The sequence below is a fragment of the Candidatus Binatia bacterium genome (assembly GCA_026415395.1).
GTDB lineage: Bacteria > Desulfobacterota > Binatia > HRBIN30 > HRBIN30 > HRBIN30.
The window spans coordinates 207,468-219,164 of record JAOAHD010000017.1 but is presented as its reverse complement, the minus strand read 5'-3'; the positions used below and the strand labels follow the sequence as shown (position 1 = coordinate 219,164).

Here is an 11,697-nt window from a genome sequence, read left to right as displayed (position 1 = left end):
GCGAGAAGATTGCCAGCGTGGGCAGATTGCCGGTGTTCGGGGTCGTAGCTTCGACCGACGCGGTCGACTGTGGCCCAGCGCCTGCCGGCGCGTGCAAAAGGCAAGGTAGTTGGCAGCGCTGCGCGATACGAAAGCTCGCGGTCGTAGCAGCGTAAAGCAGTAACCTGGTTGCAACGTGCGCCGGGCACGGTCATGGTAAGGAAAATGAAATGGATCGTGGTCGCGGTCCTTGTTGCGAGCGTTTTGGCGGGTGGGGCGCGAATCGCGGGCGCTCGCTGGGAGAGCGAGCGGGATAGTAAGAGCAGGGAGGAGCTCGCGCAGTTGGACGAGCGAGGGCTCTTTCAGGAAGCATTTGATGTGTGTGTCCGGCGTGCTGCGCTCCTTGCGGGCAAGCCCAGCCCGCAGGCCGACAGCATGTTGGGAGCAGCGGATGACTACTTGGCTGTGATCGAAGCGGTGGTGCGGTCGAAGGTTGGGGTGATTCCCTCGTGGCTCCGTGAACTTTCGTTTGCGCGGACCACGAAAGAATGTCAGGCCGTCTTTCGTGCATTTGTCTCCGGCGAAACCGCGCCAGAGACGCGACCCGCCGAAGGCAAACCAGGAGCGGCAAGTTCTGAGTCGGTTAAAAAGGGGCCTACAATCTCTCCACGACTCGGTGTGCTGACGCAGCTTCCGCCGCGAGCCACGGCTACCCGCACACCAGTGATTAAAGTCCCCGGCTTTCCCGTTCTTTGGTTCACGCCCACCCCGGTTGCAACTCCGGCACCGGATTCTCCTGGGGAAAGGTCTTCTCGGTCAAAATCCTCTCGAGGAGGGAAACCACCTCGGCAGCTAGGCCTTGAACCAGCGACTCGCCGCGTGAAACCGACGAGCGCCCCACCGGAGAGCTTCCCACCGCGACAGGATGAGGTGACGGACGAACTACCGCCGTGGTTTCGGTGAGGCTCGCGCTCTTACTAAATGGAGCTTTTGGGTTCCACATGCGGAGTCGGTAACGTTGGGACGAGCACGTTAGCCAACCGTCTCGGGGCGTGAACGTAACCATCGGTTTGCGACAGCAGACGGAGCCGCGTCGTCACACCGGTCCCGGAACGCCTGCGACGGCCGCGTGTTCCCCCTTGGGCTGTAGCGCACGGATCCAGGCCCGGACCGCCTCGAACAGAATAAGGAGCACGAGGAACAGGAACAAAGCTGTCACGCCGGCATCGAGGCGTAAGTTAAAAATTTGGGCTCGAGCCGAGCGCACCTTGTCTACAGGGATTGCACCACTGGCGAGCTGCGCACTGAGGTCATGAGCTTGCGCAAGAAAGCCCAACGTCGGATCGGGCGAAAAGATTTTCTGATACCCGGCAGTGAACGTGACGGCCAGCAGCCATGTCAGCGGAATGAGTGTGACCCAAACGTATTTCACCTTGCCCTCGCGGATGAGGATGGTGGTCACAACGACCAAGGCGATCGCGGCGAGCAACTGATTGGCAATGCCAAACAAGGGCCAAAGAATGTTCACTCCGCCAAGCGGATCGATGACCCCTTGGTACAAGAAATACCCCCAAGCGGCCACCACGATGGTGCTGGTTAAGATGATGCTCGGGTACCAAGCAGTCCGACCTAACGCGGGCCAAATGTTTCCGAGCAGATCTTGCAACATAAACCGGCCCACGCGCGTGCCAGCATCTAGGGTCGTTAGAATGAAGAGCGCCTCGAACATGATCGCAAAGTGGTACCAAAGTGCGATGGCGGTCCCGTTCAGCGCATTGGTGAAGATGTGTGCCATGCCGACGGCGAGGCTCGGCGCCCCCCCCGTGCGTGCAAACACCGTATGCTCCCCGATGTTCCGTGCCAACTCCTCCATTTCGGCCACGGTAACGGGAAATCCCCAAGACGTGATTGTCTGAGTTGCTTGGACCGGGTCGGCACCAACAACACCTGCTGGGCTATTGATGGCGAAGTAGACCCCCGGCTTGAGCGAGGCGGCGGCAATCATTGCCATGATTGCAACAAACGACTCGAGCAGCATGCAGCCGTAACCAATCATCGGAGCGTCGGTTTCCCGCCGCAGTAACTTGGGCGTGGTGCCCGAGGAGATCAGCGAGTGAAAGCCGGAAATTGCCCCGCAAGCAATTGTAATAAAGCAGAAGGGAAACACTTTGCCCGCGAAGATCGGGCCCGACCCGTCGACGAAGCGCGTGATTGCCGGCAATTCAATTTCCGGTCGCATGGCCAAGATGCCTAAGGCTAGGGCAAAGACAGTGCCGAGCTTGACGAAGGTGGACAAGTAGTCGCGCGGCGCGAGGAGGAGCCAGACTGGAACCACCGAGGCTGCGAACCCGTAAAGAATAATCGCCCAAGCGAGTTGCGTTCCGGAAAAGGTAAACATCGGTCCGAGAACCGGATGTTGATCAACCCATCGCCCACCGATGAGTGCGAAGAACAACAGCACGAGGCCCAGGATGGTTCCTCCAAGGACATCGTGGGGCCGAATCCAGCGCATGTACACGCCCATGATCATGGCAATGGGAATTGTGGCGCCTACCGTGAAGCTCCCCCAGGGGCTGTGCCGAAGCGCGTTGACCACCACGAGCGCGAGGACCGCGATCAAAATGATCATGATAGAAAAAACCCCGACCAGGGCGGCAAATCCGCCGATCGGGCCAATTTCGTCTTTTGCCATCTGGCCGAGGGAGCGCCCGCCGCGTCGCAGGCTCCCGCACAACACGCAAAAGTCTTGCACTGCTCCTCCGAGCACAACGCCAGCCAGAATCCACAACGTACCAGGCAGGTAACCGAACTGTGCTGCCAACGTAGGGCCAATCAGCGGACCGGGGCCTGCAATCGCGGCAAAGTGGTGGCCGAAGACCACCCACCGATTGGTGGGGACGAAGTCGCGCCCGTCGTTGATGGCCTCTGCGGGCGTGAGGCGGCAAGCGTCGAGGGCGAACAAGCGGGCAGCCAGGAAAGCGCTGTAGAAGCGATAAGCGATCGCATACACCGCAGCAGCCGCGGCAATGAACCAAACGGCATTAACTGTTTCGCCACGCCAATAGGCGATTTGGCCGAGTGCGTAGGCTCCAACTAGGGCAATGGCAAACCAGGGAATCACTTTGACGAGTCTCATGGCTCCTCCAGCGGCGGTTAGAGATCTGGTCTGTCGACCTATTCTGTCGCCAAATTGACTGAGCTTCTGCCAATTCGCCATCGACAGTGCAACGTGGGCCTGTAAGCCCGTTCACAAGCAGTGCTTGGGCAGTGAAGCTAGGGACTGAGCGATCAGCCAAAACGGACGCTGGGCTTAGGAGGGTTCGGTCGCTGCGATAATTGTAGGTTAGGGTAGATTGGGCAACGCCGAACAATATGCCGCCGCAAGGAGGTGCCTTGGATGGATCTCAAGTTGGCTTCACTGTTCGATCTGCGGGGAAGGATTGCGCTTGTGACAGGGGGGAGCCGCGGGCTGGGCCGCGAAATGGTGCTTGGCTTTGCGAGGGCAGGCGCCGACGTGGTGATTGCCAGCCGCAAGCGGGACAACTGTGAACGTGTCGCGAAGGAGGTTGAAGCAATCGGACGGCGGGCGCTGCCCGTGGCGTGCCACGTGGGGAAGTGGAGCGAAATCGATCATCTGATCGACGTCGTTTACAACGCCTTTGGTCGCATCGACATTTTGGTGAATAATGCCGGAATGTCCCCATTGTATCCGTCGTTACCAGAAATCACTGAGGAGCTTTACGACAAGGTACTCGCGGTGAACCTCAAGGGTCCGTTTCGTCTTGCTAGCGTCATCGGTAGTCGGATGGCGAGCGGCGACGGCGGGGTGATCATCAATGTCACGAGTGTTGCCGCGGAACGCCCGACGCCCGCTGAGGCGCCGTATGCGGCAGCAAAAGCTGGGTTGAACACGCTGACCTTGGCCCTAGCGCAGGCCTTCGGCCCTAAGGTGCGCGTGAACGCGATCGAAGCAGGACCGTTTTTGACCGATGTCAGTCGCCATTGGGACCTCGACGCCGTGGCTAGTTACGCACAGACGAACATCGCGTTGCGTCGGATCGGAGACCCTTCGGAGATTGTGGGAACAGCCCTTTACCTCGCCACGCCGGCGTCTAGCTACACTACCGGGGCGATCATCCGAGTCGATGGTGGTATGCGTTAACCTTCGTGTTCGACGGATGCGAAGGGGACGTTTAGTATCGTGCGGGTCCGTGTGCCCGGCCACGCTGCGACGGTGAGGTGCCGCCACTGCTTGGGGGACTAGCGCCGCCCGGCCCACCGGGAGCTACGGGCACGAATGTCAGGAACGCCTCTACGGTTTCTACCAAGCGTCGGGCTTGGATCGGCTTAGTGATATACCCGTCCATTCCAGCAGCAAGGCAACGTTCTTGATCGCTGGGCAGCACGTGCGCCGTGAGCGCCAAGATGGGCACTCGCGGTCTGCCAGGCGGTTCCAACGCGCGGATCGCCTGTGCGGCTGCGATGCCGTCCATGACCGGCATTTGCAGGTCCATCAGGATGAGGTCGAATCCGTTTTTCTGCATGGCCGCTACAGCTTCGGCACCGTTGCTCACGATCACCACTTCATATCCCCGCGGCTCGAGCAACCGTTTGACGAGTTGTTGGTTCATTGGATTGTCTTCGGCAAGCAGAATGCGGCGGCGAGTACGTGTCTGCGCACTGTAGATGGCCACTTCGCCGAGCATGGTTACGAGCGATGTGGGTCGCGACTCCGGGCCGAACGCCGCAACGATAACCCGGAACAGCTCTTCGTACTTGGGTGGGCGAATCACGGGTGGGCTGAGCCCAAGGGCGCGAGCGCGCGCTGCCTCACCGACCGCCGTGCTGTCTGTGAGTAAAACGATTTGTGGAGTTTCATAGCGCGGATCGGAAATGATGGCCTCGGCAAGCGCAAGGCCATCCTCGTCAGGCAGATGGCTGCTGAGCACAATGAGACTGTACGGAGCTTTTTCCCGTATGCCGCGCTCGAGTAATGCGCGTGCCTCGGCGCCGTTCTTCGCCGACGCTACGCGGAGACCCCAACTAGTAAACAGCTCGTTGATCACGTTTCTGGTCGCCTTCTGCGGTTCGACGAGCAAGATGCGGCTTGTGACATGGAAGGGGAGCACTCTGGGGACGACCGGGCTGATTGCATTGGTGGGCGCAAAGCGCGCGGTGAAATGGAAGTGTGTTCCAACCCCGGGTTCGCTTTCGAACCAGATGGTTCCATGCATCAGCTCAACCAGGCGTTTAACGATCGCCAGCCCGAGGCCAGCGCCTGGTCGGGTCGCTTGACTGGATACTTCCTCTCCCTCAAACGGCTCGAATAAGTGGCGGGAGCGCTCCGGCGAAATCCCCACACCGGTATCCCGGACCACGAAGTGAAGGACCACCGTCGTCTCGGTCGGCGGGCTCTGGCATTCGACCTCTAAAGTGACGTGCCCGTGTTCCGTGAACTTGATGGCGTTGCCGACGAGGTTGGCAAGAACTTGCTGTAGTCGAGAGGGATCGCCGACAAGGGTATCGGGCACATCCGGGGCGGCACGCCAGGCGAGTTCTAGCTGTTTCTGGTGGGCGCGAATGGCAAGCCCTTTCATCAGTTCGCCAATGCGCTCGCGCAGGGAGAAGGGGATGGGCTCGAGTTGTAGCTGGCCGCTCTCCATGCGGGAAAGATCCAGGATATCGTTTACCAGGGAGAGCAGTGTGTCGGCGGACATGCGGACGATTTCCAGGTACTCGCGCTGCTCCTCCGTTAGATCCGTTTCGAGCGCGATCTGGGTCATGCCGATGATGCCGTTCAACGGCGTGCGGATTTCGTGCGAGATGTTGGCGAGGAAACGAGTTTTTGCCTCACTGGCCTCTTCGGCTGCGCGGCGAGCGGCGCGGAGTTCAGCCTCTGCACGCTCCCGACTGCTTCGGTAGCGGTCTGCTTCCGCGCAAATGTAGACCGATGCCAGGAACGCGACCGCGGCAGTGACGTAGGCGTAACCCACTTCGGACCAACTCGTCGGGGGCGACACCCAAGTAGACAGCACGAGCGCGGCGGTGGCAACGGTTACGGCGACCAGCTGGAACCGCCAGCTCCATGGCAAGAGCACGGCTGCGGCTAGGGCCATGACCGTGAGGACGAGCGCTGGGGTGACCAGATCACCTACGATCAGGCCGCCGAGTGCAGCCGTCGTGCTCAAGATTGAGAACACCGCGACGGCACTGAGCTCGTACACAGATTGGCTCCGCAGCCGTCGCGTTACGAGCAGTCCGAATGCGATGGCAGCGAACTCCACGACTTTCAGCGCATAAAGCCCCTCGACCTGATCGCGGCTCCAGAACCACTCCCCGATCGCGAACAGGAACAGAGCCGCGGCCACCATGATGAGCGCAGTGCGAAGCCGGTCGCGGAACAATTGTGTCGATGGGTTGAGCCTTCCTTCCTCCAACGCTGCCTCCCCTTCCTTTGGTTGCAGGTTGCTCAGCGATAGATACCGGGCTTTGCAGAGTCGGCGGGAACCCGCCTCCCTCATGTCACGAGCACACAGGCCTTCGGTGGGTTCATGAGCCGAAGAGAGGGGCAAACCACGTGCCACATTGCAGCCGAGGAAGGCTACGGGTCACGAGTGCTCAGTGCCCCTCATCCCTGATGGTGGTCGCGACAAAAATGAACAGTTGCACCGAAAAGTGTCCGTCACATGACAGCAGCACCGCTGGGATCGTTCTATTCGGGTTACCCGTTACGGTTTCATCAAAGATACTACGGTTTCTTTGCCCCTGGTCGTGATCCGGTAAGTAGTCGGCTGGTAAAGATCCACTACAACGCGGGTTACTGGGGGATCCGCATGACTGGCCCCGATTTTGACTTGGCGAATCCAGGCGCCGTCTCCTTCCATTGTCTCGGGGACGGGGCCAGGCCGCACACCCGGAAGGTCTAGGTACAAACGGTCTGCCGATTCTTGCTTGAAAGCTCTCGGGCGCGCTGGCTGGGTTGTACGGATCACGAGGCGGGGCAGTTTGGCACTGCGCTCGATTTCGATTCGTTCGAGCGAGCTGACGCTCTGTGGTAGGACGGTGGCAATCTTCTCACCCCACTCCTCCGGGTTGAGAGCCGGTTCGGCTTCGCGAGCGAGCACTGTCCAACTTCGATCGCGTGCGTAGTACAATCGAGTAATCTGCTCGCCTCCGCGATGAATTGCGGCGACGTAGTCCGGGCCTAGCGCCGCGGCCAGCAGCTCTCCGGCTTGTCGTTCAGTACGGAGCGGTGCGAACCACTGTTCCCAGTCACGGGAGCTTTTGTAGGGCACCACTTCGGCAATCAAAACCGGAGTGAGCTGCGGGCGCACGAGATTCGCTAAGTGGAGCAAGTCTTCCTCACGCATCACCACGCAGCCGCGTGTTTCGCGTGGCCGGAAAGGCTGCGTGAGACGGTCACTTCCGTGGATCCAAATCCCATGACCGTCGCGGCGTCGCAGTCGGTCCCACGCATTTGGGTAGTTCAAGGGTAGCGCAAAGGCACCGTAGATCTCCGGAAGGTTGTCACCGGGAATGAGGTCTTGCACGGTGTATACCCCATCGGGAGTACGCATATCGCCTCTTCGTTGCTTTTCGCCGGACACTTGCCCAGTCGTGACCGGGTAGGTGCGATCGAGAGTAATTCCGGACGGGGTCCAGCGATACAAGCGGGCTGTCTGGGAACGTTTTTCCACCACGAGCGCATACGGGGCAGACTCGCTGAGCAAAACCGGCGGCACTTTTTCGGCTGCAGCCGAGTCGCGAACAGGTTCTTCCTGGCGGCGCAGCAGATTTTTCAGTTCCGGATTCAGTTCCGCTAAGGCCGCCACGGCTCGCAACCTCCGCGCGATTTCCGGGTCGTTAGGGTCACGGCGGAGCTGCGCCTCCAGTTCCGCCCAAGCTTGTGCGAGGTAAAAGTCGGCTAAAGTGACCCGCAACTTTGGTTCAATGATTGCGGCTCGCTCGAACTCGGCACGGGCCTCTCGATTCTGCCCTAAAGTGGCGTAGAGATAGCCTAGAAGCCGATGGGTGTACGCCGAACCCGGTCTGAGCCGGACGGCCTCTTCGGCTGCCTTTACGGCCTCTTTCAAGTTTCCCTCACGGTATTCTTGTTCGGCTCTCCTCAACCATTCCTCGCTTCCCCACTTCATCCAGTCGAGCAGCATTTCACTGACCGAGGGTCGCGCGGTGTCTGCGCGCGTGGCGACGGCCCCACCGATGAGTACGCAAACGAGGGAGACTAGAGTCAGGACAGAAGCCCAGGTGCTGCTTGTTCGTTCCACCACGTAACCTCCTTGTTCACCTCCGCTCTCGATGTTGCCGATGTTTGCTTCTACACGCAATCGGAAGTTGAAGGCCTGTGGTTTGCGATGGCCGGCAGGATGCACTATCGGCAAAAAACTCGTTGAGGCGTCGGCGATGAAGAATCTCGAATTAGGTTTGCAGCTCGGGTATTGGGGAGCGCAGCCGCGCCAAGGGTTTGTGGAGGCTGCGCAAGAAGCAGAACGGCTTGGATACTCGGCGGTTTTCACCGCGGAGGCTTGGGGGTCGGATGCCTTTACTCCGCTAGCATGGATTGGCGCTCACACCACGCGCATTCGCTTAGGTACGGCAATCGCGCAAATCTCTGCGCGGACACCGACGGCGACGGCCATGGCTGCACTGACGCTTGACCACCTGTCGGGTGGCCGCGTCATCTTGGGATTAGGGGTTTCGGGGCCGCAAGTGGTCGAGGGTTGGTACGGTCAGCCATTCGGCCAGCCACTTGCGCGGACGCGCGAATACGTTGCAATCATCCGTCAGGTCCTGAGGCGGGAAGGCCCGGTGATGAACCCTGGCCCACATTATCCTTTGCCGTACTCTGGTCCAGGATCGTGGGGTTTGGGAAAGCCGTTGCGCTCAATCACACACCCGTTACGAGCGGACTTGCCAATCTGGCTCGGGGCTGAGGGACCGAAGAACGTCGCGCTCGCGGCCGAGATTTGTGATGGCTGGTTTCCGCTGTATTATTCCCCGTATCGGCCTGAGGTTTATGCGGAGCAAATTCGTCATGCGAAGCCCGGGTTTGCAATTGCTCCTCTCGTCTTTGTGAACGTCGGAGATGATGTGGACACAGCCTTACTTCCGGTGAAGGCAATGTTGGGCTTTTATATCGGAGGCATGGGGGCACAAAAGCGCAACTTCCACAAAGAACTCATGGCGCGGATGGGCTTCGAAGCCGAGGCCGAGAGGATCCAGCAACTATTTTTGGAGGGGCGGCGGGATGAAGCAGTTGCTGCGGTCCCGGATCAGTTCGCGGATGAAATTTCTCTAGTTGGGCCGAAAGAACGTATCCGGGATCGACTCGAGGCGTGGCGGGAAAGTCCTGTGACCATGCTCCTGATTATGTCTCACGACATGTCCGTAGTGCGGACGATGGCAGAGCTCGTACTCGGATGAGGGTTCGGGTGCGGTCTACCACCAGGCCGTTCGCCAGCGGAAGTCAAAACGCCAAAGCCCAAAGGAGCGCGCGGCAATTTCAAGTTCATCCCGATCCCGTTTGACGTTGTGAATCAGAAGCTCTGGATACTTGCCGGCCAAAACTGCTCCTGCCGGATGAAACTGGTCCATGAGGTTCACGTAGGTATCCGGCGAGATTTCCTCCGCGAGGAACCGAAGAATCTCGAGGGCATCATCCTTAGCCCCGGGCATGACGAGGTGGCGCACGAGTAGACCTCGGCGCGCAAGACCACGGCTGTCAAAACAAAGCGGCCCCACTTGTCGATGCATTTCGCGGACGACCGCTCGTGCCACTTGGGGGTAATCTTCGGCTTTCAGGTACAGCTTGGCCAACGCCGGTGAGGCGTATTTGAAATCCGGCATGTAAATATCGATGACACCGTCGAGGTAGCGGAGGCTAGCCAGAGAATCGTACCCACTAGTGTTGTAAATGAGGGGCAACTCGAGCCCGGCCTCAGCGGCCAGCAGCACAGCCTCGAGAAGCTGCGGCACGACGTGCTCGGGAGTGACCAAGTTAATGTTGTGACAACCCCGGCGCTGAAGGTCTAAGAGCAGTGCCGCGAGTTCTTCGGCTTGCACTTCTGTCCCTTCGCCGAGCTGGCTGACGTCCCAGTTCTGACAAAAAACACAGCGCAAGTTGCAAAAAGAGAAGAAAACGGTGCCTGAGCCTTTCCATCCACGCAGACAATCTTCCTCTCCGAAATGAGGAAAGGCGTTAGCCACGCGGGCCCACCGGCCGGTGAAGCAGGCAGTGCCCTTCGGAATGTGTAGGGGTACCATGCGAGCCGAGCCCCGGAACTCGGTTGCCTCGCCCTCGGACCGATCAGTAGCGTCGGCATGCAGGCGGTCTACCCTGCAACGCCGTGGGCACATCTCACACTTGCTGAGTTCTGCGCGCGCTAGGACAACTCGACGAGCGAGCTCTCCGTTACGCAACAAGCGCAAGTAGCCGGGCTCCGGCGGCGGTGTAACGACAAAGCGTGCGATTGCCTCGGGGAGTCTTGTGGAACTGCCCTCTGGCGCCTCTGCTTGCCATGCTGCCACGCCTGGGCAGTCTAGCTGCCTCTGGAGCGAAGGGGAATTGGCGCACGCGGTAATTCATCGTGCGGACCGCGTAGCCCGCGGGCCACCGCGACAAGCGCGGCCACATACGTTGGTTTCCTTGCAAGGTGGGCGACATTTGGACCCTCCGCGCACAGGCAGACGGTCCTCGATTTTTTGCCTGGTCAGACAACTGTTGTTCTGGCTAACAGTACGGCTGGTTGAGGGACTCAGTGGAGCTGAAAGCACCGCCAGGGTTGCAGCCGAGCGTGCGTTGAGTTCGTTGTCAGCGAACAAAGTGGCAGTGTGCAGGCATTCTCTCTGCAGCCCGGTGGGTTGGAAAGCCTGAAGGTAAGGCTTGCGTTCTTCCTTGAATTGCCATATATGGTTGCCATATGAAAACGCCACACAAAACCACAGTCTACCTGGACAGGGCCGACTACGAGCGGCTGAAGGCCCTGGCCCGCAAACAAGGCCGCAAACCAGCGGAACTTGTGCGCGAGGCTGTTGCTTGGTACGCGCGGGAGCACGGTGCCAGGTTGCCCGCAAGCCTTGGTAAGGGGCACAGCGGCAAAGGTGACCTCAGCGAGCGTGCCGAGGAGCTCCTTGAGGGTTTGGGGCGCTCATGATTGTCGCGGATACTGGTGCCGTTTTAAGCTTGCTCGATGCCGATGATCGGCACCACAAGGTGATTCGCGTTTTATTTGAACAGGATCCCGCAGCGTGGCTCTTGCCCTGGGCGATTCTTCCCGAGGTCGACTACCTTGCGCGCACTCAACTGGGGGAGCGGGTTGCCGACGCGTTCCGGGAGGACCTTGTTTCGGGCGCATTCATCGTCGAGTGGGGGGACCCAGCCGATTTGGATCGAGCTTATGCACTCAACCGGCGTTACCGGGCGCTGCAGCTTGGTTTGGTGGATGGCGTGGTGATGGCTATTGCCGAGCGGCGGCGGGCCGAAGCCATCGCCACCCTTGATCTCCGCCACTTCGGGGCAGTGCGTTTGCGCGGCGACGTTCTTTTGCTTCCGCGCGATTTGTGAGAACGGAGCTTACTCTACTGGATATTGCGGCGATCCGGTGCCGCCTCGGCTCGTTTGAGAAGGGAGCTTCGGCCGGCAGCAGGTGGGATGGGTAGTAGGGGCCGTGTCTCTGTTGACCCTGAGGCACGGAATGGCTA

The 11,697-nt window shown here is 59.9% G+C and carries 9 protein-coding genes; 5 read left to right on the top strand and 4 right to left on the bottom strand.

Annotated elements, in window-relative coordinates:
- Window positions 1-204: 204 nt before the first annotated feature.
- Entirely contained in the window at window positions 205-942 is a 738-nt protein-coding gene (locus N3C12_14025) for a hypothetical protein (GenBank protein ID MCX8073543.1), read from the top strand.
- A 133-nt stretch (window positions 943-1,075) separates the two neighbouring features.
- On the opposite strand, the gene N3C12_14020 is transcribed toward N3C12_14025, so the two are convergent.
- A complete protein-coding gene (locus N3C12_14020; GenBank protein MCX8073542.1) occupies window positions 1,076-3,115 on the bottom strand; it encodes a carbon starvation protein A in 2,040 nt (679 codons plus the stop codon).
- Window positions 3,116-3,376: 261 nt separating this feature from the next.
- On the opposite strand from N3C12_14020, the gene N3C12_14015 reads away from it, so the two are divergent.
- Entirely contained in the window at window positions 3,377-4,141 is a 765-nt protein-coding gene (locus N3C12_14015; GenBank protein ID MCX8073541.1) for a glucose 1-dehydrogenase, read from the top strand.
- Window positions 4,142-4,172: 31 nt separating this feature from the next.
- On the opposite strand, the gene N3C12_14010 is transcribed toward N3C12_14015, so the two are convergent.
- Window positions 4,173-6,500, bottom strand: a complete 2,328-nt coding sequence (locus N3C12_14010) for a response regulator (protein ID MCX8073540.1) — start codon at window positions 6,498-6,500, stop codon at window positions 4,173-4,175.
- A 207-nt stretch (window positions 6,501-6,707) separates the two neighbouring features.
- Entirely contained in the window at window positions 6,708-8,267 is a 1,560-nt protein-coding gene (locus N3C12_14005; GenBank protein ID MCX8073539.1) for a L,D-transpeptidase family protein, read from the bottom strand.
- Between the two features lie 133 nt (window positions 8,268-8,400).
- On the opposite strand from N3C12_14005, the gene N3C12_14000 reads away from it, so the two are divergent.
- Window positions 8,401-9,420: an LLM class F420-dependent oxidoreductase gene (locus N3C12_14000; GenBank protein ID MCX8073538.1), complete on the top strand. Its 1,020-nt coding sequence runs from the start codon at window positions 8,401-8,403 to the stop codon at window positions 9,418-9,420.
- A gap of 15 nt (window positions 9,421-9,435) precedes the next feature.
- On the opposite strand, the gene N3C12_13995 is transcribed toward N3C12_14000, so the two are convergent.
- Entirely contained in the window at window positions 9,436-10,524 is a 1,089-nt protein-coding gene (locus N3C12_13995; protein MCX8073537.1) for a radical SAM protein, read from the bottom strand.
- Window positions 10,525-10,916: 392 nt separating this feature from the next.
- Here N3C12_13995 and N3C12_13990 point away from each other — a divergent pair, with 392 nt between their 5' ends.
- Window positions 10,917-11,150 carry a ribbon-helix-helix protein, CopG family gene (locus N3C12_13990; GenBank protein MCX8073536.1) on the top strand — a complete coding sequence of 78 codons (234 nt, stop codon included), beginning with the start codon at window positions 10,917-10,919 and terminating at the stop codon, window positions 11,148-11,150.
- Window positions 11,147-11,560 (top strand): PIN domain-containing protein, encoded by a 414-nt coding sequence (locus tag N3C12_13985; GenBank protein ID MCX8073535.1) that lies wholly within the window; start codon window positions 11,147-11,149, stop codon window positions 11,558-11,560. The genes N3C12_13990 and N3C12_13985 overlap by 4 nt, the downstream gene beginning before the upstream one ends.
- The last annotated feature ends 137 nt before the right edge of the window (window positions 11,561-11,697 follow it).